The organism is Terrabacter sp. P5_B1, assembly GCF_056400505.1.
The window spans coordinates 1-22,952 of sequence record NZ_JBFULD010000017.1 but is presented as its reverse complement, the minus strand read 5'-3'; the positions used below and the strand labels follow the sequence as shown (position 1 = coordinate 22,952).

Sequence of the window (22,952 nt, the reverse complement as noted above, 5' to 3'; positions counted from 1 at the left end):
CTCCACCGCCGTATGCCGTGCTCGGAGCCGGCTCCGGCGCGACCGGTGGCGGCCGCCAGGTCACCGAGTCCGGCTCACGAGGCGCCGCGACCGGAAGGCCGAGCCCGACGACGACCGAGGCAGCCGCCGCACCGGTGCCGCAGCAGCAGGGCTTCTTCGCCTCGCTCGGTGCGCTGTTCACCTTCCGCAACGTCGTGCTCCTCGTCGCGGTGCTGGTCGGTCTGCTCGCAGCCTTCGCCATGCCGATCACGGCCTCGCTCCTGCGCTGGCGACGGCGACGGCGGGCCGTCACCCAGCAGGACCTCATCGAGGTCGAGTGGGACGACCTCACTTCGCACCTCGGCGACCTGGGGATCGGCGCCCCGGACGGGCTGACGCTGCGCCAGCTCCGCGAGCGCTACGTCGTGAGCGGCCATCTCGACCAGGAGAACGCCACCGCGATGCGACGGGTCACGGCCACCCTGGAGAAGTCGCGCTACGACCGCCCCGAGCGGACGACGCCGCAGGAGGCGTCCCGGCTGCACGACGACATCCGGTCGATCCGGCGTCAGGTGGGGCGCACACGTGCCTGGCAGGCCCGGGCGCGGTCCTTCTTCTGGCCGGCAGCCGGTGTCTCCTTCTGGCGCTCGCTTCCCGATCGCCTGCTCCCCCGACGCCGCTGACCGCTCACGAGGCGGGCTGACCGCTCACGAGGCGGGCTGGGCCCGCTCAAGAGGCGGGCTGGGCCCGCACGTCCGTCGTCTCCACCAGGTGTTCGACGACCTCTTCGGCCAGATCCCGCTTCTCGGCAGCCTGGGCTTCCTCGTGCTGTTTCACCTCGACGCGGGCAGCCTGCCAGGCTGACCAGTGGGCCCGAGACCAGAGCCCACAGGGACAAGGCCGAGACGTAGACGACGGAGTCGACCCAGTGCGTCACCAAGGACACCGGGATCATCACGAGCCAGAAGATGGTGAACCACCCGTTGACCCGACGCATGAAGACCGGGTCACCCTGGACACTGGCCCAGAGGGACTTCATGACCGTCATCGAGACCTCCACGTCGAAGATGCTGCGGGCGCTGCAGCGAGCGAACGGTAGCGCAGGTGGCTCAGGCCCGGACCGGGGTTCTCTGGTAGCCGGCTGGGAGACGACGTTCGGGGAAGGTCGGACGCGGTGCGTTCGCGCGAGTTAGCCTACGAAAGCGGCGAACGTTTCCGTGGACCACAACCGCTGACGCGACGCGCGTCGTGCAGGAGGCCGGCGATGAGCAAGAAAAGGGCCAACAGGGCGGACGCAACCGACGAACACCCGGTCGGGTCCGCAGGAACGTGGGACGAGTCCTCGGACCGCTCGAAGTTGCGTCGCAAGACCTATGAGGCGGAGCTTGCGCCCCTGCAGGGAGAGCTCGTGGCCATGCAGGAGTGGGTGAAGTCGTCCGGGGCCAAGGTCTGCGTGGTCTTCGAGGGGCGGGACACGGCAGGCAAGGGCGGCACGATCAAGCGACTCGTCGAGCGCGTCAGCCCGCGGGTGTTCCGAGTGGTCGCATTGCCGGCGCCGACGGAGCGGGAGCGGTCGCAGATGTACATCCAGCGGTACATCAGACACTTCCCGGCCGCGGGCGAGGTGGTGATCTTCGATCGCAGCTGGTACAACCGCGCGGGGGTCGAGCGGGTGATGGGGTTCTGCACGCCGACCCAGACCGAACGCTTCCTCGAGCAGATCGCCGGTGTCGAGAAGGCCATGGTCGACTCGGGGATGATCCTGATCAAGTACTGGCTCGAGGTGGGCCCTGACGAGCAGACTCGCCGCATCGAGAACCGCATCCACGACCCTCGGAAGGTGTGGAAGCTGTCTGACATGGACCTGGAGTCCTACGGCCGCTGGTACGACTACTCCCGCGCTCGGGACGCCATGTTCGCGGCTTCCGACACCCCGTGGGCCCCATGGCACGTCGCGCACACCGACAACAAGAGGCGCGGCCGGCTCAACATCATCAGTCACCTGCTGAGCCAGGTTCCCTACGAGCCGTTGAAGGTCAGGGACGTCGAGCTGCCGTTGCGTCAGGCAGCCGGTGACTACGAGGCCCCTGCCCTGCCGCCGCGCTTCATCCCCACACCGTTCTGAGTGGGACGAGCTCTTCACGGCTGACCGCGTCGTCCCAGGGAGGAAAGCATGTCCCAGAAGGCCACCGCTCCGACCGTGACTGCCCGGCGGGAGCACGCCGTCGCGTGGTGGGCCCTCCCGGTGGACGAAGTGACCCAACGGCTGGGTGTCGACCCGGTCAGGGGCCTGACGGAGCTGGAGGCGGAGCGGCGGCTCGGGGCGTCGGGCCCGAACGCGATAGCAGAGGAGCCGCCGGAGCCGATCTGGAAGCAGTTCCTGAAGCACTACGCGGACTACATGCAGATCGTGCTCGTCGTCGCGGCGATCGTGAGCCTGCTGATCGGTGAGTGGGGCACGGCGGTGGGACTGGCGCTGCTCACCCTCTTCAACGCCTGGTTGGGGTACCACCAGGAGGGCAAGGCCCACGCGGCAGCCGCGGCTCTCGGGGCGATGCTGGAGGCGGTCGCCAAGGTGCGGCGCGACGGCTCCATCCTCGAGATCCCCGCCGCTGAGATCGTGCCCGGGGACATCGTCCTCGTCGATGCCGGTGACCGGGTGCCGGCAGATGGCCGGGTCATCGTCGCCGCCACGCTCCAGGTCGAAGAAGGCGCTCTTACCGGCGAGAGCGTCGCGGTCGAGAAGACGACAGAACCGCTCGGCACGACCGACGTGGCGATCGGCGACCGAACGTGCATGGCATTCATGAACACCAACGTCACGCGTGGCCACGGCGAGATCCTGGTGACCACGACGGGGATGGGATCCGAAGTCGGGCACATCGCGCACCTGCTTGCCGGGCAGAAGGTGGAGAAGACCCCCCTGACCAAGCAGGTCGACCGGCTCACCGTCTTCATCATCGGCGCCGCACTCTTCGCCTTCATCGCCATCCTCATCATGGGACTCGCCCAGGGAGAGTCCTTCACGGTCCTCTTCGGCATCGGGGTCGCCCTCGCCGTCGGCTCCATCCCGGACGCCCTCCCGGCTGTCGTGACGACGATCCTGTCGGTGGGTTCGGTCAACATGGCCAGGAAGAACGCGATCATGAAGGTCCTTCCGGCCGTGGAGACGCTGGGCTCGACCTCGGCGATCAACTCCGACAAGACCGGCACCCTGACCCTGAACCAGATGACCGTCCGGGAGTTCACGACCGTCGCTCACCACTACACCGTCAGCGGTGAGGGCTACAGCTTCGACGGCCAGGTGCAGCGGACGACGGGTGAACCCGAAGCCAACCTGGACTACGTGTTCTTCCCGTGCGCGCTCTGCGACGACGCCGACATCCAGGACGGCACCGTCGTCGGCGACCCGACGGAGGGCGCACTCTACGTGCTCGCCCAGAAGGGCGGCATCGACGTCAGGCAGTTCCGCCTGAACCACCCGCGCATCGCAGCGGTGCCGTTCGACTCCGACTACAAGTTCATGGCCACCTTCCACACGATGCCCGGGGCGGACGGTCGACCTGTCGTACGGGCGTACGTGAAGGGCGCGCCGGACGTGATCCTCGACCGTTCGACCCGGGCCCGGATGCCCGGAGGGGTGAGCCAGACGCTCACGGCCGAGATGCGCGAGAAGGTCCTTTCCGAGAACGAGCGCATCGCCAGCCAGGGGCGGCGCGTTCTCGCATTCGCCCAACGCGAGTTCGACCCGGCCACCTTCGATCCCTCCGCCGACCTGATGGACCTCATGCAGGACCTCGAGCTGGCGGCCCTCGTCGGCGAGGTCGACCCACCCCGGGCCGAGGCGACGAAGGCCATTGCCGAGGCCAAGCAGGCCGGGATCCGGGTCCGCATGATCACCGGCGACCACGCCGTCACCGCCGCTGCGATCGCCAGCGAGCTGGGCATCGAGGGGCGGGCCATGACCGGCGCCGAGTTCGCCGCCCTCGACGACGAGCAGGCGGCCAGGCAGGTCGACGAGATCGGCGTCATCGCCCGGGTGGCACCCGAGCACAAGGTCAGGCTGGTCGAGGTGCTGAGGCGCAACGGCAACATCGTCGCGATGACCGGGGACGGGGTGAACGACGCGCCGGCGATCGGCGCTGCAGACATCGGCATCGCCATGGGCATCACGGGAACGGACGTCGCCAAGGGTGCGGCCAAGATGATCCTGACCGACGACAACTTCGCCACCATCGTGGCCGCCGTCGAAGAAGGACGGTCGGTCTACGACAACCTGCAGAAGTTCCTGCGGATCCAGATCGCCAACCTGTTCATGTTCGTCCTCGCGTTCCTCGGCTCGAGTGCGTTCCAGATCGCCGGGACAGCGCTGCTGATCCCTTCTCAGGTGCTGTGGATCCACATGGCCGTGGTGGCGCCGCTGGGAGCCGTCATGGGTCTGGACATCGCCAACCCCGGGATCATGCGGCGCAGACCCCGTCCCTTCAACCAGGCCATCATCGTCAGGTCGATGATGGTGCGCCTCTTCGTCAACGGCCTGTTCATGGCCGCTGCGACGCTGGTGCTGGTCCAGATCGGCAAGACCACCTACAACTCGCTCGAGGTGGGGCAGACCATGGCGCTGGTCGGCCTGTCGCTCATGAACATCTTCCTCGCGCTCAACCTCCGCTTCCCAGAGGACAGCGCCTTCGGGAGCGCGACCTTGTCCAACCCCAAGCTCCTGTGGGCGTTCGCCTGGGCGCTCGTGGGTGCGATGCTGATCACCCAGATGCGCGTGCTGCAGGACCTGTTCCACACCGTGCCCCTCGACGGGAGGCAATGGGCCATCGTCCTCGTGCCCGGTGTCGTGCTGCTGGTCCTCGGTGAGCTCTACAAGATCGTCCTTCGCTTCCGGCGGGCGCACGAGCGCGCGACGGACTCCAACTCGACCGCGACGTCGCCTCTGGCCGGTTGACCCGGCCGCGTGGCTTTCGACGGGCGCACGCGGCGACGGTTCCTGGTCTGTGGAGCTGCCAGCACCTTGGCCACCAGCGGACTCAAGGAGTACGTCGACCTCGCGCGGCCAGTGGTGGCGCACCCGATCCTCCAGTACACATCGAGCGCGATGCCGAGCGGCCACGCGTCGAACATCGCAGCGGGAGTCACCGTGGCCTGCGTCCTGTCGGCGCTGTTCCTCCGGCGACGAGCACGCCATCTCGTCATGGTCGTCGGTGTGCTGGTGGCGCTCCTCGTCGGGCTCGACCGCCTCATGCTCGGCGTGCACACCCTCACGGAGGTCGTTGCCGGCTACGCCCTCGGGCTCGGCCTCGGCCTGCTCGCCGCGTACGTCGTGGCACCTGGAGCGCGGGACTGAAAGCCACAGGTCCCCGGTCGGACCGTGCCGGGACCTTCTCGTGCCCGGACGTGGTCAGCGGTGGTGCAGCCGCGAGGCCACGATCGCTGCCAGCCGCCCGAGCCCCGCGCCCACGGTCGCACCGACCAGGACATCACCCGGGTAGTGCACTCCCGTGTACACACGGGAGAACGCCACGACCGCTGCCGCCGCGCGCAGCGGCCAGCGCAGTTCGGGCACTCCCGCGCTGACCGCGACGCAGAACGCGGCCGCCGACGCGGAGTGGCCGGAGGGGAAGGAGGCGGATGACGGCATACCGACCCATCGCGTCTGTGGCACGCCCAGCCGGGAACGGCGGGGACGGTGACGGGCCGCCAGCTTCATCGGCTGGTTGACCAGGAACGACGTCACCCCGATCGCGGCCACCCCCGTGAGGGCAGCTCGCCGTCCTCTCTCTCCCCCCGCCACGGCCAAGGCGCCGGCAGTCAGGAACCACGGTTTGGAGAAGTTGGCGAAGTCCGAGCTCCGGCGCAGCGGGGTGTCGAGCCAGGGCGTGGGCAGCCCCGCCACGGCCCGGTAGACATTGCGGTCGACCGTGTCCATCGAGCGCAACAGCCGCACCACGCTGGACAGCCGGGGATCGTCACGAGCCGAGAATCGCGCGGCGAGCCGGGCCTCGACGGACTCAGGAGGGGTCGGACCGGCCATCGGTTTCATCCGGCCTGCGTGCGGGCGCCGGTCGCGGTCTGCCAGAGCGCGGCGGGCGTCGACGTCAGGGTGAGGCGCGCCGGATGGCTGTCGCGCGCCCTCTGCAGCGCGGCACGCGGGAGCCGGATGGTGACGGCCCCCGGCCGGATGACGAAGCGCAGCGGTGGATCCAGGACGAGGGCCTCACCGTCGACACCCACCTCGACGGGTCCGGACGAGTGCACCTCGAACTGGGACGCGGTCCACTCGTTCCACCCGGCGAAGTGCTGGACCTGGCCCGTCATCTCCAGGAGAGTCACCTTCTCCGCGTCCGCAGCAGAGCTGATCCGCAACGCGACGACTCCCAGCACTCCGGCGTCGAGGCGGTCGCGCGTCCCTCCCCCGCGCAGGTGCGCCAGGTCGTAGCGGTTGTTGGACACCAGCAGGAGCTGGCCGGGGACAGCCTCCTGTCCGGACGGCAGCCTGTAGTGCAGGTCGAGAGGCCGGGCCCCGGGACCCAGCATGTCCGGCAGGAGGGCCGACGCGGTCTGCACCTTGGCGTCCCGATAGTCCGCCGACTGGACGACCTTGGCGTACACCCCCATCGACGCGTTGTTGACGAACACCCGCCCGTTGATCTCGGCCAGGTCCACCCGCCTGTCGACTCCGTTGTCGAAGGCCTCCATCGCCCCCGGAACGTCTTCGCGGTCGATCCCCAGGTCGAGCGCGAAGTGGTTGCGCGTGCCGGCCGGCACCACGACGAAGGGCAGGTCGTGCCGGCTGGCGACAGAGGCGACGATCGCCAGCGACCCGTCACCGCCCGCCATACCCAGCAGGTCCGCACCCGCGGCCACGGCGGCCTCGGCCACGGCTCGCAAGTCCTCTCCGGGGGTGAGCACATGCGGCTCGACACCCCGCTGCCGACAGAGCTCGACCAGCCCGAAGCGCTGCACCTTGCCTCCCCCGGACCGTGGGTTCATGATCAGGACCGCGTTCCTCGCCCGGGGTGCGACCTCGGGATCATCGAGCTGCGCCGTCGGGGGTAGCGCGTAGCCGGCTGCTGCTGCCGAGATGGCTGCGAGACCCAGCCCGACGGCCAGCACCCGACCGCTCTCGCTCGCGAGGACCACCACCACGAAGACGACGATCGCGCCGATCGCGAGCGCAGCAGCAGCGGCTCGGACGCGTCCTCGGCGGGACACGACGTACCAGGCGGCCACCACCGCGAGCCCGAGCGAGACCACGCTCACGAGCAGAACGTCCCACCGGCGGATGGAGACGACCACGAGGAACAGCAACGCCGCCGCCAACGCTGTCAGCGCCAGGACCGCCGAGGCCCTCCGCGTGGGGGCCGGCCCCGGGTCGGGTCCGGCGCCCGGATCGGATGTCATCATGTCGGCTCCTTCGGGTCTCGCCAGCTCACGCCGGTTCGGCGCGTGTACTCGGCTACGGCCTCGTCGACGGTCGGGAGGAAATGCTCGGGGGCGATGGTGCGCGTCAATCCGTACCGCTCGATCTTCGCCCGCACCGGGTCCTTCATCTCCGCGAAGACCAGGGACACGTCGCGGGCGTTCAGCCAGGTGTCGAGCTCCTCCAGCATGTCCGCAGCCGTGGTGTCGACGTCGGTGATCGGCTCGGAGGCAACGACGATCCAGCGCAACGTCGAATCGCTCTCAGCCATCTCGCGGACGGTCTCCCCGAAGCTCCGGGCATTGGCGAAGATCAGGGGGGCGTCGAATCGGTAGACGACCAGCCCGGGCAGCCGTTCCGCCTCGGGATAGCTCACGGTGTCGTGCATTCCGGCGATCCCCTCGACCCGGCCGAGCTCGGCCTGGTGCGGCCACCAGGTCCGGCGGAACACGTTGAGGATGGACAGGCCCACCGCGACGAGGATGCCGGGCAGGACACCCAGGAGAGCCACACCGAGCAGGGCGATGAGGGACAAGAGGAACTCCGTCCGGCGCTGCAACCAGAGGCGGCGCATCCCGGCGACGTCGGTCAGCGACACGGCGGCAGCGATCACGACGGCACCCAGGGTCGGCTGGGGCACGTACCGCATGAGCGAGTTGGCGAAGAGCAGGACGACGGCGATCACCACGGCCCCCACGACCCCGGTGACCTGCGACCGTGAGCCGGCCTGATCCGCGACGGCGGTGCGCGATCCGCTGGTGCTGACCGGGAAGCCCTGGAAGGCGCCGGCAGCGATGTTGGCGGCTCCGATGCCGATCATCTCCTGGTTGCCCTCGACGCGGACGCCCTTGCGGGCAGCGAAGCTCGAGGCCGTGGACATCGTGTCGGCGAGCGCGACGACAGCGATGGCCAGGGCCCCCAGCACCAGCGGCGGGAGGTCGCCCCAGGTGATCTGCGGGATCGTGAGGGCCGGGAGACCCTGCGGGAGCACGCCGATGGTGTCGACCCCGTGGGCCTCCAGGTCGAAGACGTTCACCATCACGGCGGTCAGGGCCACGAGCACGAGGACGCTCGGGACCTTGGGGATGAGCCTGTTCAGGAGCAGGATGCCGGCGAGCGCGCCGAGGCCGATGAGGGCGGCCGTACGGTTGGCCTCACCGGCGAACAGACCCGACAGGAAGGCGTTCGTCTCGGCGATGAGACCGTTGGCATCGGTGGAGAAGCCGAAGAGCTTGGGCAGCTGGCCGACGATGATGGTCAGTGCGAGGCCGTTCATGTAGCCGATCTGTGTCGGCTTCGACAACAGGTCGGCGACGAAGCCGAACCGCGCCAGTCCCGCGATGACCATGACGACGCCGACGATGACCGCGAGCATCGACGCGAGTGCGACGGCGCGCGCAGGGTCACCGCCCGAGAGGAGGAGGGGGGCGATCGTCGCCGCGATCATGGGGCCCAGGGATGAGTCCGGTCCCAGCACGAGCACCCGGGAGGGTCCGAAGACCGCATACCCGATCAGGCAGAGGATCGAGGTGTAGAGGCCCGTGACGGGCGGCAGCCCGGCCAGCTGGGCGTAGGCCATCCCTTGCGGCACCAGCAGCGCGGACAGGACCAGCCCGGCGATGATGTCCTTCGGGAGCCACGAGCGCTGATAGGAGCGGGCCAGACGCAGGCCCGGAACGCGCTCCGCCCACTCGCGCGGCCCGACGTCATGTCGGTCGGCGAGCACGGCCATGGTCAGCCGACGATCGTAGTGCGCACGCCGCGGCGGGATCGGCCCACGCCCGAGTGCTCTCGTCCAGCTTGGAGAACAGGCACAAGCCGAGCCTACCGGCGGCCGGCCCCGCCGTCCGGCGTTCCCGAAGTGCCCTCCCCGCCGACGACAGCGGGTCAGGTGCCCGACAGGGCACCCGACCCGCTTGCACCGCGATGGGAGCGGTCGACCGTCAGTCCAGGTAGTCGCGCACTACGGACGCCTCTGCGCTGTGCTCTCCAGCGGGACGAACGTGCAGGTCAGAAGCGCTGTGCCGTGAATAGTCCTTGACTGAGCCACAGTGCCCCGAGACCCGAAAGTGTTCTCACCGCTCCTGGCCGTTGCTCGACTTGGAGCACCAGCCCGGGCTACGAACGCGGTGGCCGCGGCGCATGATGAGTTCGTTGACCCCGCGACTCAGCGGGCCCCGGCCCTTCGAGACCAACGGGGTGGCCTCAGGTGGCGGCCGCCTCTCGGACTGTGGCCTCGAAGACGCCCACGCGACGTCCGGCGCTCCCTCGCCGCGGTAGCCCTCGGCCCACTTCGCGGCGGTCTTGCAGGACGCGTCGTAGCGTTCGGCGGCCCGGGCGATCGGCCAGCCGTGCTCCACGATCAGCACTGCAAGCCGCAACCGGGCACGTGGGGTCAGCACGGCATTGAAGTGGGTAGCGTGGGACACGAAGACCTCCTGGTTGTGCGGTGAGCCGTCAGACAGCTCCACTCCACACCGGGAGGTCTTCATCTGTCATGGAGGCGATGCGGTGTCGTCACACTGACTCGACCAACGTGACTGAGCATCACAGCTAGTCGACGTAGGTCACCGATTCGGTGCTGGACACCTTGTCGATGCGGTTCACTGCGGCTGTGTCTCGGCCGGCGTCGCCCGCTACCCTGTCGAGCTCCACCGGGTTATCGCCATAGTTGTCGCCAGTGGAAACCATCCTGTCGTTGCCGGGACCCCCGGAGACCACCGTTCCGACACGTGTGTAATCGTAGATGCGGTCAGCGCCGCCGTCACCGTAGGCAAGGTTGCGGCCGGACGCGGAGATAACCAAGTCGTCCCCCGGGCCGCCCTTCAAGACGTCGGTGCCCGGGTCGGTCCAGTCCGCGTAGTCGAGGTCGTTCTCGTCGGCAACGTAGTCATTGCCGGGTCCGCCGAGCAGCACGTCATACCGGCCGGCATCGCCTCGGAGCGTGTCGTCGCCCTCGCCTCCATCGAGGCTGCTGCCTTCGCCCGTCTTCCCGTTGATTGAGTCGTTCCCGGCGCCACCGCAGACTGTGCCGCCGGCGAGCTGGTCGTCGCCGCCAAGCCCGAGGACGACGTCCTCGGGCCCTCCGCCCAAGATGTCAGGTCCCGGGGTCCCAACGATCGTCGCTGCCTTGCCGAAGCACGTCAGCCTGGTCGTTGACGCGGCGTGACTCGGCGCTGCCTGGGCCAGCACCACCGCCGCAACGGAGACTGTGACGACTTCTAGCCCGCGAAAAAGGCGCATCACGCCCCCAACTCGCCACCGCAGCACGGTCGGCAGCATTTTAAGGGCGGGCACCGTCCACGCGCAGGAGAAGCCCGAGAGCCTCAAGACGCAGCACCACCGGGAGCCGAAATCATGGGCAGAGCGGACATCGGGAGCAGGCGGTTGGCCTCTGTCGGAACCGGGCCAGCAGTGGGCCGCATCGGACAACCCGCTTAAAATGGCGAGCAATTGACCCTCGCGCCCCATGCCCGGATCTAGGCCCGGTGATCGCCCACCCCACCTGAAAGCCCTCCTCGCAAGGAGCGCCATGGCCAGTCTCATCGGGGGCCCGCCACAGCCGCGATCCGCGGCATGGTGGCCGATCGTCCTGCTCGAATCGGATGCCCGGTGCGTCAGCGCCTGCCGTGCCACACTGCTCCTGAGGCCGCTTGTGGAGGTGGACGTGATGAGACTTGGCGTACTTGCCAGTGCAGCTACCGTCATTCTGGTTGCGGCGAGCGCACCCACGGCCGCCAGCGCTGCCAGTGACTCGGTGCAGTGCGGGGTGCCGATCACTCGCAGCGTTACCCTGAGCGCGGACCTGTTCTGCGAAGACGGTGACGCGCTTGTCGTGGGCGCCAGCGGGATCACCGTGGATCTGGCAGGGCACGCGGTCACCGCTCCGCGGTTTGGGTTGTACGCCGCTGTCCGCAATCCCGGCTACGAAGGAACCACCATCCGCAATGGCTTCGCCGACGGTGCGTACGGTGTCCTACTAGTTGGGGCTCAACAAAATCAGGTGACTGAGCTCACCGTCTTCGGCCAAGCCGCTGCCATAGCAATCTATGACTCCAGGGCCAACGTGATTCGGGACAACGAGTCTTTCGTCAGCTCGGGTTATGGCATCCTGCTGAGCCACGCCAAGGGCAACGTCGTGGACGGAAACCGAATGGCCAAGGAGAACGATGACGGGAACGGCTATGGCGGCATCCTGCTCACCGACGGCGCACGCGGAAACCGAATCATCAACAACGAGGCAAGCAGCAATGGGTTCGACGGGATTCATGTCTCTACAGGTAGTCGCGAAAACCTCATCGCTGGAAACACGGCCACGATGAACACAGACGACGGCATCGACGTCGACGACCCCGACAACACCGTGCGGAGCAACGTGACGAACGACAACGGTGGATACGGCATCGAGGCCGTAAAGGGAACGAGGGGCGCTCGAAACACCGCGTCGGGAAACGGGGCGTCGGACCAGTGCCTGAACATGAGATGCGCATAGGTCGAGACTCGAGCTCGTGCCGCGGACCGGGTGCCGCCGTCGAACGTTGCGGTGAGCCGGAGCGCGATCGTGGACCAAAGACGACGTGGGGACCCGCTCCCTGCATGCGCGTAGACACTCACGACAAGGCTCCGCTGCACAAGCGCCGACCAGACCGCGCGATCGCGCACGCATGCTGCTGCCTTCTGATCCTCCAGGGCGCCTTGGGGTTCAAACATCAGAGTCCGAGCACCTCTTGGTGCTCGGCCGTTAGTACCAGCGCGGATGCGGGACACAAGGCCGACAACCCCGGCCGCCGCCGCGGTACGGCGGAGGCCCGTTGACTGAGCAGCGTCGGGAACGTCAGCGTCGAGGGTGTTGTAGTTCTTTCTGGAGCAGGCGCGCGTTGCCGGCTCGGTACGCATGCCGCCAGCGACCGAGGCAACGTCGGCATCATGTCCAAGGTCATGCGTGTCGCCGCCACCCGGCCCGGGCGCTGCCCCGTCTGCTTGCGTTTCTTCGCTGTCCGCACGCCGATCGGCAGGTGCGTTGATGCCAGTGGGCTCTGCCCTCCTGCGCCGGAGCGCAGCAGGCCGCTGCCCGGAACAGGGCGGGGATCTGTCCGGCGAGACGTACCGCTCGCGCCAGAAAAGCACGTGGCGTCGGAGCTCATCGCCGGCAAGCTCACGCCGAAAGACCTGATGTGCCCTTTGAGTCCGGCCTGAGGCTGTGTGCGGCGGGCGAGACAGACGGCGTACTCGTCCTCTGGACGCGTCAGCCCGACCAGAGAAGCGCCTCGGCTTCGTCGGCGGCTGACGGACACGTCCTGGCCTCCTCGGCGAGCACCGCGGCGAAGTCCCTCGCTGCGCTCCGGTACTGCGGGTCCTCGAGCACGCGGAGTACCGCGGCTGCGATCCGCCCCGGCGGTGCGGTCCGGTCCACCCGGACGCCGGCGCCCAGCCGCAGGACCCGTGCGGTGTTGTCCTTCTGGTCCCGTCCCATCGGCAGGCAGACCAGTGGTACTCCGGCCGCGAGCGCCTTGAGCACGGTTCCGTGGCCGGCGTGGGTGACGACCGCCGCCGCCTGTGGCAGGACCTGTCCGTGCGGAGCGGTCTGGACGACCCGCACGTTGGCTGGGGCGGGGACGGCCCGGGGACTGACGGCCCGGCCGGTCGTCACTACGCCCTGGACGGGCAGTCGACCCAGAGCGGCGGCAATGCGGGCGAGTGTCTCCGTCTGGTTCTGGTAGATGGAGCTCAGAGCGACAAGCACGAGTGGCCGTGTCTCGTCGGCCGCGTCGTGCCAGTCGCCAGCCCAGCTGGGGTCGTCGAGCTGGGGCCCGACGTAGCGGACGTTCGGGGGCAGGTGGGCGGTGGTGAAGTCGAACGACGGACTCGTCAGGACGAACACCCTGGGGCAGCGGTCAAGCAGCTCGAACATCCCGTCGACCGGATCGAGGCCGTACGAGGAGCGAATCGCATTGAGGTGCGGCGTCATTCCCCCGGTGGCCCGGCGGATCGCGTACCGGGCGGCCGCGTCGCGGGCCTGCCCCAGCCGCCCCGTGGCCGGCGACCAGCCGGTGCCGAAGGGTGGCAGGCCGGGGGTCGGACGCACGTAGACGTTGGCCAGCAGGGCAGCGAAGGGCAGCCCGCTCGCTTCCGCGCCGATCAGGACGCCGGGCACCATCCCCTCGACGAGAAGAGCATCCGCAGGGTGACTGGCGACCGTGTCCAGCAGGTCATGCGCGAAGAGCCCGCGGGTCCAGCGAGCAAGCGCCGCCTCACCTCCCGCAGCTGGCGCAACGGGCTGCCCCGCTCGAGATCGGCCACCAACTCGGTCTGCTCCGCGACCGAGCCCACATGTGGCGCCGTCGGCCAAGCGCTGAAGGCACAGCCAGCGGCCACGGCGGGCTCCTCCGCGGTCGGGTCGGCCAGGACGTGGACCCGGTGCCCGCGCCGGACCAGTTCGGCAGCAACGCCCATCACCGGCGGAAGGGTGCCGCCACCGTCGATGGCGGCCACGAGAAATCGCGACTGCACCACAAGCCATTGTGCTTCCCGCCGGGCACTCGCGCCTACCCTCGGGCCCGGGAAGCGTCACCTGGGCCAAGCCTGCGCGTGCTCCCTTCCCAGTTCGCCCTGGTGGTCCTCCTCATCGCAGGAGCGGGACCCCTACGCCCATGCAGGCGTCGTGACCCAACATGGTCCGAAGCCACATTCGGGCCACCTCGACCCTTACCTGCGAGTCACGCGAAGCGCATGTCGGCTTTCTTGCGGATCCGTCCGAGGAGGTGTATCCCGGGATGAGGGCCATCGCCGAACGGCCCGAACCCACCTTCGGGAGGTGGCACCATTACCTTCTCGCGCAGAAGACCCTGTTGGTGGCACCCGTGATCGACTTGACCGTTCGGAGATCCCGCCCAGCCGGCTCCGGACCTCGGCACCTCCTGCCGTGACCCTCCATGGCTCGCGTGAAGCGTCCTGCCCGCCGGCGACGGCACCGGACCCAAGTCGGGGGCTGTTCAGCTACACGGTGGGGCTCACCCACGCTGACGCGAGCCGCGTCTGAGCACCGGAGCGTGCCCATCGCGACGCCCGGTGGCGCGCGGGATCGAACCAGGAACCACGTCCCAAGGGGGATCGACGGTCAGGGCCCCCACTCGACGGGGCCTCACCACCACGCAGAGCGCCGTCCGTGCCGCCGCACGTTCTGCGGAGTCTCGTCACCAGATCAAGAACCACTGACATAGAAGGAGTCACGACATGAACGGACTGACCAGCTTCAGGCACAAGCGCCTCGCGGTGGCGACGCTCCTGTTGCCATTCGCCTTGACCGGATCGGTGGCCGCGGCGGCCTCAGACGAGTCGCGCACCGCTGCACCGGCCCCGGCCGTTCAGCTTCTGTCGCGCGGTGCGGTGGCGCAACCGTTCAACGCGGAGGCCCGCGGTATCGAGTTGTCCGCCAAGCGTCGGATGGACGTCGCTGTCGCTCACCTCACCTTCCAGCCAGGCAGCAGCACCGGGTGGCACCGGCACCCGGGGCCCACCGTCGTCACGATCACCACGGGTGAGCTCACCGTCACCGACGACAGATGCCGCTCCCGCACGTACCGGACGGGTGACACATTCGTGGAAGTGGGCCCCCCTCGCCACGTGGCCGTGAACACGGCGGACACAACCACCGAGACGATCGTGACGTTCTTCCTACCCACGGGAGCGGCTCTGAGCATCCCCGCTTCGGCCCCGAGGTGCGCAGCCTGATGCAGGGCGTTGCGCCCGCGTGAAGGAGCCGGTGATGCCGGCGCACGAGGCATCACCCATCGGGTTGCCACGCGCAACTGTCGGGTTGGCCTTCGTTGCGGTCAGCGAGCGACTGGGCAGGCCGCACACGTATGGAGGGCATCGTCCGTCCGCCGTCGACATGGAACCTGGACACCTACTCCTGATGGCACGGAGACGGCGCGCTCGCCCGGGTCGCCATCGACCGGGCACGGCGATGCGACCCGGCAGCGCGGGACTGCGCGCCGTCCGTGACCTCGCCGACGTCGTCTTCGTCTGCGTCAAAGCCGTCGAGAGTGTCGTGAACGTCCTGGCCCGACCCGCCCGCACTAGCCCCACGACCACTCCCACAGCGGTGGGGTTACACCTCCGCTTACGACTCTGGCTACGAGCTTGAGGATGAGGAACTGTGACGACAAGAAGCTCCCCGTGACGGTGTCCAGCGAGGTAGACGCCAACGAGAAGCCGCGCACTCAATCACCACCACGCACCCGCCTATTTGCTGGGGGCGAGCCGGCGTGAGAGCGCCTTCAGCGCGTGCTCCATCAACAGACCCACCGTGTTGTCCAAGCGGTCCGACCAGCCGTTGAGGGACTCAAAGACGATGACCAGCCTCCCCGCACGGGCCACGGCCAAGGCGTACTCGCTGAAGCGAGGGTCGACCCCTCCGGTACCGGGCTGCCTCGTGATGTCCCCGGAGAACTGTTGCTCGATGCGCGGGTAGTCCAGCATCAAGGCGTCCTCGATGTTGAAGTTGGTGACCTGGAGGCTCGGGTCTCGCCGTGCGCGGCACGCGACGAGCTCCTGGCGTAGCCGCTTGACCGCAGCTGTGCCATCAGTTGCTCGGCCGAACCAGAGCGCGTAGATGTTCATCCGTCCACTCGTGAGGGCGCCGGGTTTAGCCGCTTGCAGGTAGCCGGCGCCCTGCACCTGATCGGCACCCAGCCTGAACGGGTCGGTGATGCAGTCCAGTTGGTGGGGCTGTGTAGTCGTGCGCTTGGTTCGTTCGGCTGGCAGGAGGTCGAGCAGGTCCTTCCACTCGGCCGCGGACAGCAGCGGATCGCTCGTGAACACACTGCCTGGCGGAGCACTCCAAAACGACCGAGCCGGGACCGCTGTGGCCAGATTGGCTGGGACTCCTCTGCCACCACCGACCCCGACTGCGACGGCGAGCACCATCACCAGTGCGGCAGCGGCGAATCCGGCCACGGCTCGACGCGTCCGGCGCGCACGCTCGGCGCGGCGCCGAACCTGGTCCGGCGGGGGCATCGCACCGGAGAGCGTCTCCGCCGACTCGTGCAGTTCCTTGGTGAGGATGTCCATCATCCCTTCTCCTCAGGTCGAACAAGGGCAGGTTCGGCGGTGCTTGCGCGACCGTCTGCAAGGGACTGAGCCAGCGCCGCTCGACCGCGCGCGAGTTGCTGCTTGACGGCCGATACGCTCACCCCGGTCTCCTGCGCCACCTGGGCCACGGGCAGGTCCGCGAGGTGGTGCAGCACGATCGCCACGCGCTGCCGGTCGGGCAGCCTCGCCAGCGCCGTGATCAGCGCTACATGGTCGGCGTCGAACTCGGGCAACTCCGCTGGCGGTCCGTGTCGGCGCCAAGCCACCGTCGCGTTGCGAATCCGCCGCCAGCGACTCACCGCGAGCCGGCGTGAAACGGTCCGCACCCACGCCTCGGGGGAGGCCGCGTCACGCACCAGCGACCACCGTGTCCAGGCTCGCTCGAAAGCCTCCTGCGTGACGTCCTCCGCCTCGGCGGTGTTCCCGGTCAGCAGGACCATCTGGCGCATGATCCGGGTGGCACTCACGGCATAGAAGGCGTCGAACTCTGCCGCCAGGTCCACTCCACCCTCACGACCATCCACCGCGCACGCCTTCCCTCCCCACAACCGTCCCACTCTCAAGACGCCTGAGAAGCCTCGCCGGTGACATCCGCGACGGCAGCGCAGAATCATCGGCAGGCGATCACTACCAAGGACACCGCCCACTGGGCCCGAATCTGGAAGAGTCGCCATCCGGCCGACGACATTCCTTCGGGACCTGCGGAGCACCGATCCGCCAACGCAGCCCAGTTTGCCTGGGACAACGCTCGGCGTCCGCCCAGTAACGAGCGGTTCTGAGACGCCCCGCCACCAGCCCGCTGGGTCAGAAGGGGCTCAACGATGAGAAGTGAGATGCCCGCCCTGGCTACTTCGTCGGGTACGCCCGTGTCTCCACCTCAAGCAGGACGCGGCGCCTTCGGGCTGCCGACCAGCGTGGTCGTTATCTGGACTAGGAGCGCTGTGCGGTCCGAAAATACCGCACGCCAGGCGCCCTGTGGGCACCTGACCTGCGGAAACGCGGGACTGCGAGCCTACACGTCAGTCCAGGTAGTCGCGCAGGACCTGGCTACGGCTCGGATGACGGAGCTTGCTCATCGTCTTGGACTCGATCTGCCGGATGCGCTCGCGCGTCACGCCGTAGACCTTGCCGATCTCGTCGAGCGTCTTCGGCTGGCCGTCGGTCAGGCCGAAGCGCATCGACACCACGCCGGCCTCACGCTCGGAGAGCGTGTCGAGAACCGAGTGCAGCTGCTCCTGCAGGAGCGTGAAGCTCACCGCATCGGCCGGGACGACGGCCTCGGAGTCCTCGATGAGGTCACCGAACTCGCTGTCACCGTCCTCGCCGAGCGGCGTGTGCAGCGAGATCGGCTCGCGGCCGTACTTCTGGACCTCGACGACCTTCTCCGGGGTCATGTCGAGCTCCTTGGCGAGCTCCTCCGGGGTGGGCTCACGGCCCAGGTCCTGGAGCATCTGGCGCTGCACGCGGGCGAGCTTGTTGATGACCTCGACCATGTGGACCGGGATGCGGATCGTGCGAGCCTGGTCGGCCATCGCGCGGGTGATGGCCTGGCGGATCCACCAGGTCGCGTAGGTGGAGAACTTGTAGCCCTTGGTGTAGTCGAACTTCTCGACGGCACGGATGAGGCCGAGGTTGCCCTCCTGGATGAGGTCGAGGAAGAGCATGCCGCGACCGGTGTAGCGCTTGGCGAGCGAGACGAYGAGTCGCAGGTTGGCCTCGAGCAGGTGGTTCTTGGCCTTCTTGCCGTCCTGGGCGATCCACCAGAGCTCACGCTTGAGCTTCATGTCGATCTTGTCGCCGGAGTTGAGCTTCTCCTCGGCGAAGAGACCGGCCTCGATGCGCTTGGCGAGCTCGACCTCCTGCTCGGCGTTGAGGAGGGCGACCTTGCCGATCTGCTTGAGGTAGTCCTTGACCGGGTCGGCCGTGGCGCCGGCGGTGACGACCTGCTGAGCCGGGGCGTCGTCCTCGTCGTCGTCGCGGATGACGAAGCCGGACTCCTCGGTCTCCTCGGCCTTGGCGGCGACGGCCGGGACGACGCCGTCCTCGGCGTCCTCGTCGACGTCGACGGGCTCGACGACGACATCCTCGAGCTCACCGACCGGGGCGTCTTCGGGCTCGGCGTCCTCGGCGACGGCGCCGGCGCCGGCGGCAGCAACACCCTCGGCCGGCGTCGCGGCCTTGCTCGCCGCGGTCTTCTTCGCCGTCGTCTTCTTCGCGACCGGCTTCGCGGCTGCCTTGGCGACGCCGGCGTTGGTCGCGGCCTTCTTGGCGGTGGTCTTCTTGGCGGCGGCCTTCGTCGCCGTGGTCGCGGTCGCGGTCCGTGTCGCAGACTTCGTCGCCGCAGCCGTGCTGTTGCGTGCGGTGGCCACAGTGCCTCCCTTGGTCCCTGTTCGGGTCTTCTTCGTCGTGCTGGCGTGAGGCGCGTCGACGACGATCTCGATGTCGTGGGCCTCGAGGGTGGTGAGGACCGGCTTCATCTGCTTCAGGTCCAGACCGGCATCGACCTGAGCGCGGGCGATCTCCGTTCCGGTGATGGTGCCGTTAGTGCTGCCCTTGACCAGGAGCTGCATGATCGCCTCGTGCTGGAACACCTTGGGCAGGGTCTTCGGAGCTCCAGCGGTTGTTGCCTTGGGCACGGATGCAGTCGCCTTTCGTCGCAGGCCTCGTCGGCTGATCAACCCGGTTTCGGGCATGCATCATCACAACGAAGAAGAATGGGGTTTGGTGCCGGAAGGGCGTGGCCTGTCGGAGTCGATCCCTGTCTCGAGCTCTCGGTGCGCCTGGTGCGATCCGGTACTCCGACATTATAAAACGGCACACGCCTTCTGGGCGAACGGACGCCAAACCCGCGCACGGCGCGAACGGCCGACGGAGCCGCTGGGGAGCGTCTCGTCGCGTCCCCGACGAGTCAGCCGCCCTTGACCGCCAGCACGGGACAGCTGGCGTCGAGCAGGATCCGCTGGGCGTTGGACCCGAGGATGAGCTTGCCCACCGGGCTGCGACGGCGCAGGCCGATGACGATGAAGTCCGCCTTCTCCTCCTCAGCGACGGAGATGAGGTCCTCGGCGGGGTCGTTGCCCCGGACGAGCTGCCGAACCTCGTGCTCGAGTCCCTTCTCCTCGAGGATGGCCTGCACCCGGGCAAGCTCGCTCTCGAACTCCCTGGCCTCGTCCGCGTCAAAGTCCTTGCCTCCACGGTGGGAGCTGATGACGACGAGCTTCGCACCGCGCAGGACGCACTCCTCGGCGGCTCGCTTGAGCGCCGCGCGACCTTCTTTGGTGGCGACATAACCAACGACGATGGCCACTTTCCCGGACCTCCTTGGGACGGAAACAACCAGTGTTCGCACCGTACCCGATATCGAGGCGCGTCCGGTGCGTCGCGCGCGGACCACGCCGACAGGCCGTCCCCACGTCGCCGGGCCCGGCGCCCGGCCCGGGTTCAGTCCCGGCGGCGGTCCAGCGCACCTCGGATGATCCGGCCCACCTGCTCCTCCTCGATGAGGAATCCGTCGTGTCCGAAGTCGGAGACGATGTGGGCGCGCTGCGAGGACGGCAAGGCGGCGTGCAGCTCGTCCGAGAGGCGCGGTGGGTAGAGGCGGTCGGTGTCGACCGACACGACGGTGCAGTCGGCGCTGACGCGGCCCAGGGCATCCTGCAGACCGCCTCGGTCCCGACCCACGTCGTGGGAGTTCATCGCCTCGGTCAGGACGACATAGGAGTTCGCGTCGAAACGCCGCGCCAGCTTGCCGGCGTGGTGGTCCAGGTAGGACTCGACGGCGAAGCGACCTCGGTCCCCTGCGCGCAGCGGGTCCTCTCCGAGCTGGGCGGAGCGACCGAAGCGCTCGTCGAGCTCGGACTCCGTGCGGTAGGTGATGTGGGCGATTCGACGGGCGAGACCCAGTCCCGTGTCCGGGCGCCGGTCGCTCGAGTAGTAGTCGCCGCCCGCGAAGTCGGGATCGTGACGGATGGCGAGCAGCTGCGGCTGGCACCAGGCGATCTGGTCGGCCGTGGCGCGAGCTGTCGAGGCGAGGACGATGCACCGGTCGACGTCATCAGGATGCGTGACCGCCCACTCGATGGCGCGCATGCCGCCCATCGAGCCCCCGACGACGGCCGCGACCCTGCGGATGCCGAGGTGGTCGAGGAGCAGTCGCTCGGCCGTGACCTGGTCGCGGACCGTGACGTAGGGGAAGCGGCTCCCCCAAGGCCGTCCGTCGGGTGCCGGAGTCGCCGGACCGGTGCTGCCCTGGCATCCGCCGAGGACGTTGGATGCGATGACGAACCACTCGTCGGGGTCGACGGGGCCGCCCTCGTCGATCAGGGAGTTCCACCACCCAGGTGATGCGTGCCCCGGCCCCACATCACCGACGACATGGCTGTCACCGGTCAGGGCGTGCTCGACGAGCACGACGTTGTCGCCCGCGTCGTTGAGCCGGCCCCACGTCTCGTAGGCGATGCGGACGCCCGGCAGCACCCCGCCGCGCTCGAGCTCCATGTCACCGATGAGGACGAACTGGCGCCCACCGACGGGATCGCCGTCGCGCCACGCTCCGTCCGGTCTGCGCCCTGCCGGCACCCTCGGCTCGTCGCTGTGGTCCGCCGTCAGCGGCCCGACCGTTGCGTGGCCGGACGACGGCGGGGCGGCGCGCTCGGACGACGAGGTGCCAGCGGCCGCGTGCCGCGCGGGACGACGCGAGCTCTGCTTCCGGTGGGTGACGGTCATCGGGGTACTCCTCGGTCCTCGCGCTTGCACGCACCCGGGACGAGCGCGGCCAGGTCCTCACCCGGGGCACCCCACCGCGAAGGAGGGTTGCCGACCAGCGAGCCGGGGCTTGTCGCTGGTACTCGTGACCTGGTCAAACCATACGCGAGACGCCACCCGGAGAAGATCGACCGGTCCACGACATGGACGCCTCCGCGCCCCCGCGGGTCAGGCGCAGCGGGACGGCCGGATGCCGTGGTCGAGCGACCGGCGGACCAGCCGACTGAGCCGGTGGCCGGGCTCGAGGTCCAGCGCATGGTCGACAGCCACGCCGGCCCGCGCCCCGTCGCCACACCACCACGCGAGCGCCGCGACGACCGAGAGCAGCGGTGCTGCGTGCGCGGCCGGGGTGAGTCGGCAGACGGACTCGAGGCGGCCGAGCACCAGGCGCGGCAGCGTCGCCTCGTCCCAGTCCTTCCAGCTCTCCCCCGGCTCGCCTCCGCGGACTCCTTCGGAGCCGCCCGGCTCGTCGGAGCCGTCACTCGCCGGCCTCTCGGGCTCCTCCCCATGGACGCCCCCCGACGCGGTCGCCGACCCGAGGTCGAGCAGCTCGTGGAGGTCCCGGAGCGCCTCACGATCCGAAGCGCTGAGCCGCGACGCGACGTCGTCACCCATCCCGCCGCCGTCGGCCGAGGCGTCACGCGCCGAGTCCCAGGTGGAGTCACGGGCCGAGGCAGCCGCTGGGTCGCCGACCGTCGGCGCGAGACGCAACTCCGGACCGAGAAGCACGTCCAGCATGACGACGAGGTCGTCAGGGAAGGTGTCGAGCGGCACCGTGCCCGGGCACAGCCATCCGATGAGGGCGTCGCGGACCTCGACGTCGCGGAGCGGCCCCACGAGCGACGGCAGCCAGTGCTCGATGCCGTAGCCCTCGATGTCACCGTTGAGCACCCCACCCCAGGCGACCAGTGAGTCGTTGACGAGGAACTGGCGTGCGGAGGGGTCGCCGCCGTCCAGCACTCCGAGCCCGGTGCTCGGCGAGCTCGCCCGCCGTGGGAACCGGCGGCGCCTGCCGGAGGGTCCCGGCACGTCGGTCACCGACCCTCCAGCGGCCCGGTAGCGGCGCTGCCAGTCCTCGATGGCAGCCAGCGCCAGGTCGTGCCGGGGCTCTGATGGCGCGAGCGGCTCGACGAGTCGGGCCAGCTCGTCGCGGTCGGGGAGCACCGCGTGCCCCAACGCCACGTAGCTCGCAACGGCAGGCACGTCGGCCTGTTCAGGCAGGAGCCAGCCCTCGTCGGGGCAGCAGTCGCATCCGACGGAGCGCCAACGCCCGTCGCGGACGACGAGGCGCTCCCGGACCATGACTCGCTCGGACCCCAAGGTGTCGGCGATGGCCTCGAGCAGGGGAAGGGACTCGTCAGGCGTGTCCTCGAAGCCCACGAGTGCCACCGACGAGGGCGCCCCCTGGCGCAGGGTCGGCAGGATCTGTTCAGCGGCCTCGACGGCCAACCCCGCGTCGACGAGGTCGAGACGGGCCACCAGTCCGAGCCGTTTGCCGTGGAAGCAGACCACGACGACGCTGCGTGTCGGCTGGAAACCCAGGTGGAAGGGGATGATGGTCAGCAGCTCGGCCGGCCCTGACAGTGAGATCTTCGGCATGCACCGAGCCTCGCTGTCGCCCCCAGCCGACGACAGGCTCGTCGGTGGGCCTGTGGACGAACGCCGCCCACGCCGAGGAGGTGTGGAT

At 69.0% G+C, this 22,952-nt stretch carries 17 protein-coding genes, 1 pseudogene and 1 riboswitch; of the genes and pseudogenes, 6 read left to right on the top strand and 12 right to left on the bottom strand.

All coding sequences use genetic code 11. From position 1 onward, the window contains the following. The 4 genes and pseudogenes from AC1DP0_RS02695 to AC1DP0_RS02680 all read left to right on the top strand — a co-directional run. Positions 1 to 662 (top strand): annotated as a pseudogene (locus AC1DP0_RS02695) (transglutaminaseTgpA domain-containing protein); the annotation flags it as partial. A 581-nt stretch (positions 663 to 1,243) separates the two neighbouring features. Then, positions 1,244 to 2,104 carry a polyphosphate kinase 2 gene (ppk2, locus tag AC1DP0_RS02690; RefSeq protein ID WP_478082351.1) on the top strand — a complete coding sequence of 287 codons (861 nt, stop codon included), beginning with the start codon at positions 1,244 to 1,246 and terminating at the stop codon, positions 2,102 to 2,104. 48 nt (positions 2,105 to 2,152) lie between these two features. Further along, the gene (locus tag AC1DP0_RS02685; protein WP_478082350.1) at positions 2,153 to 4,933 is read left to right on the top strand and encodes a cation-translocating P-type ATPase; all 2,781 of its coding nucleotides are present in this window, start codon (positions 2,153 to 2,155) and stop codon (positions 4,931 to 4,933) included. Positions 4,934 to 4,942: 9 nt separating this feature from the next. After that, complete coding sequence (locus AC1DP0_RS02680; protein WP_478082349.1) at positions 4,943 to 5,332, top strand: phosphatase PAP2 family protein; 390 nt, start codon at positions 4,943 to 4,945, stop codon at positions 5,330 to 5,332. 54 nt (positions 5,333 to 5,386) lie between these two features. On the opposite strand, the gene AC1DP0_RS02675 is transcribed toward AC1DP0_RS02680, so the two are convergent. The 5 genes from AC1DP0_RS02675 to AC1DP0_RS02655 form a co-directional block, all read right to left on the bottom strand. Beyond that, positions 5,387 to 6,019, bottom strand: coding sequence for a phosphatase PAP2 family protein (locus AC1DP0_RS02675; RefSeq protein WP_478082348.1), 633 nt, complete (start codon positions 6,017 to 6,019; stop codon positions 5,387 to 5,389). 5 nt (positions 6,020 to 6,024) lie between these two features. Next, complete coding sequence (locus AC1DP0_RS02670) at positions 6,025 to 7,392, bottom strand: diacylglycerol/lipid kinase family protein (RefSeq protein WP_478082347.1); 1,368 nt, start codon at positions 7,390 to 7,392, stop codon at positions 6,025 to 6,027. Continuing rightward, the gene (locus AC1DP0_RS02665; RefSeq protein ID WP_478082346.1) at positions 7,389 to 9,140 is read right to left on the bottom strand and encodes a SulP family inorganic anion transporter; all 1,752 of its coding nucleotides are present in this window, start codon (positions 9,138 to 9,140) and stop codon (positions 7,389 to 7,391) included. Before AC1DP0_RS02665 ends, AC1DP0_RS02670 begins: the two co-directional genes overlap by 4 nt. Positions 9,141 to 9,483: 343 nt before the next feature. Beyond that, a complete protein-coding gene (locus AC1DP0_RS02660) occupies positions 9,484 to 9,837 on the bottom strand; it encodes a hypothetical protein (protein WP_478082345.1) in 354 nt (117 codons plus the stop codon). A gap of 124 nt (positions 9,838 to 9,961) precedes the next feature. Then, on the bottom strand, positions 9,962 to 10,690 hold the full coding sequence (locus AC1DP0_RS02655; protein WP_478082344.1) for a calcium-binding protein: 729 nt from the start codon (positions 10,688 to 10,690) through the stop codon (positions 9,962 to 9,964). Positions 10,691 to 10,940: 250 nt separating this feature from the next. Here AC1DP0_RS02655 and AC1DP0_RS02650 point away from each other — a divergent pair, with 250 nt between their 5' ends. After that, entirely contained in the window at positions 10,941 to 11,900 is a 960-nt protein-coding gene (locus tag AC1DP0_RS02650; protein ID WP_478082343.1) for a right-handed parallel beta-helix repeat-containing protein, read from the top strand. 753 nt (positions 11,901 to 12,653) lie between these two features. On the opposite strand, the gene AC1DP0_RS02645 is transcribed toward AC1DP0_RS02650, so the two are convergent. Further along, on the bottom strand, positions 12,654 to 13,565 hold the full coding sequence (locus AC1DP0_RS02645; protein WP_478082342.1) for a glycosyltransferase: 912 nt from the start codon (positions 13,563 to 13,565) through the stop codon (positions 12,654 to 12,656). A gap of 1,076 nt (positions 13,566 to 14,641) precedes the next feature. On the opposite strand from AC1DP0_RS02645, the gene AC1DP0_RS02640 reads away from it, so the two are divergent. Further along, on the top strand, positions 14,642 to 15,139 hold the full coding sequence (locus AC1DP0_RS02640; protein WP_478082341.1) for a cupin domain-containing protein: 498 nt from the start codon (positions 14,642 to 14,644) through the stop codon (positions 15,137 to 15,139). A gap of 513 nt (positions 15,140 to 15,652) precedes the next feature. Here the strand turns inward: AC1DP0_RS02640 and AC1DP0_RS02635 are convergent. The 6 genes from AC1DP0_RS02635 to AC1DP0_RS02610 form a co-directional block, all read right to left on the bottom strand. Continuing rightward, entirely contained in the window at positions 15,653 to 16,483 is an 831-nt protein-coding gene (locus AC1DP0_RS02635) for a hypothetical protein (protein WP_478082340.1), read from the bottom strand. Beyond that, positions 16,480 to 17,004: a SigE family RNA polymerase sigma factor gene (locus AC1DP0_RS02630; RefSeq protein WP_478082353.1), complete on the bottom strand. Its 525-nt coding sequence runs from the start codon at positions 17,002 to 17,004 to the stop codon at positions 16,480 to 16,482. Before AC1DP0_RS02630 ends, AC1DP0_RS02635 begins: the two co-directional genes overlap by 4 nt. A gap of 516 nt (positions 17,005 to 17,520) precedes the next feature. Next, positions 17,521 to 19,071, bottom strand: coding sequence for an RNA polymerase sigma factor (locus AC1DP0_RS02625; protein WP_478082352.1), 1,551 nt, complete (start codon positions 19,069 to 19,071; stop codon positions 17,521 to 17,523). A gap of 338 nt (positions 19,072 to 19,409) precedes the next feature. Continuing rightward, positions 19,410 to 19,808: a universal stress protein gene (locus AC1DP0_RS02620; RefSeq protein ID WP_478082339.1), complete on the bottom strand. Its 399-nt coding sequence runs from the start codon at positions 19,806 to 19,808 to the stop codon at positions 19,410 to 19,412. Positions 19,809 to 19,942: 134 nt separating this feature from the next. Continuing rightward, positions 19,943 to 21,226, bottom strand: a complete 1,284-nt coding sequence (gene metX / locus AC1DP0_RS02615; RefSeq protein ID WP_478082338.1) for a homoserine O-acetyltransferase MetX — start codon at positions 21,224 to 21,226, stop codon at positions 19,943 to 19,945. A gap of 15 nt (positions 21,227 to 21,241) precedes the next feature. Next, positions 21,242 to 21,356: riboswitch (SAM riboswitch) on the bottom strand. A gap of 77 nt (positions 21,357 to 21,433) precedes the next feature. Next, positions 21,434 to 22,864, bottom strand: coding sequence for a DUF4192 domain-containing protein (locus AC1DP0_RS02610; protein ID WP_478082337.1), 1,431 nt, complete (start codon positions 22,862 to 22,864; stop codon positions 21,434 to 21,436). Positions 22,865 to 22,952: the final 88 nt, after the last annotated feature.

Excerpts from the sequence above, each read along its gene's own strand:
- metX (WP_478082338.1), bottom strand. The coding sequence starts at position 21,226 with ATGACCGTCACCCACCGGAAGCAGAGCTCGCGTCGTCCCGCGCGGCAC.
- AC1DP0_RS02645 (WP_478082342.1), bottom strand. The coding sequence starts at position 13,565 with ATGGTGCCCGGCGTCCTGATCGGCGCGGAAGCGAGCGGGCTGCCCTTC.
- AC1DP0_RS02685 (WP_478082350.1), top strand. The coding sequence starts at position 2,153 with ATGTCCCAGAAGGCCACCGCTCCGACCGTGACTGCCCGGCGGGAGCAC.
- ppk2 (WP_478082351.1), top strand. The coding sequence starts at position 1,244 with ATGAGCAAGAAAAGGGCCAACAGGGCGGACGCAACCGACGAACACCCG.
- AC1DP0_RS02610 (WP_478082337.1), bottom strand. The coding sequence starts at position 22,864 with ATGCCGAAGATCTCACTGTCAGGGCCGGCCGAGCTGCTGACCATCATC.
- AC1DP0_RS02650 (WP_478082343.1), top strand. The coding sequence starts at position 10,941 with ATGGCCAGTCTCATCGGGGGCCCGCCACAGCCGCGATCCGCGGCATGG.
- AC1DP0_RS02640 (WP_478082341.1), top strand. The coding sequence starts at position 14,642 with ATGAACGGACTGACCAGCTTCAGGCACAAGCGCCTCGCGGTGGCGACG.
- AC1DP0_RS02675 (WP_478082348.1), bottom strand. The coding sequence starts at position 6,019 with ATGGCCGGTCCGACCCCTCCTGAGTCCGTCGAGGCCCGGCTCGCCGCG.
- AC1DP0_RS02665 (WP_478082346.1), bottom strand. The coding sequence starts at position 9,140 with ATGGCCGTGCTCGCCGACCGACATGACGTCGGGCCGCGCGAGTGGGCG.
- AC1DP0_RS02635 (WP_478082340.1), bottom strand. The coding sequence starts at position 16,483 with ATGATGGACATCCTCACCAAGGAACTGCACGAGTCGGCGGAGACGCTC.
- AC1DP0_RS02655 (WP_478082344.1), bottom strand. The coding sequence starts at position 10,690 with ATGCTGCCGACCGTGCTGCGGTGGCGAGTTGGGGGCGTGATGCGCCTT.
- AC1DP0_RS02670 (WP_478082347.1), bottom strand. The coding sequence starts at position 7,392 with ATGATGACATCCGATCCGGGCGCCGGACCCGACCCGGGGCCGGCCCCC.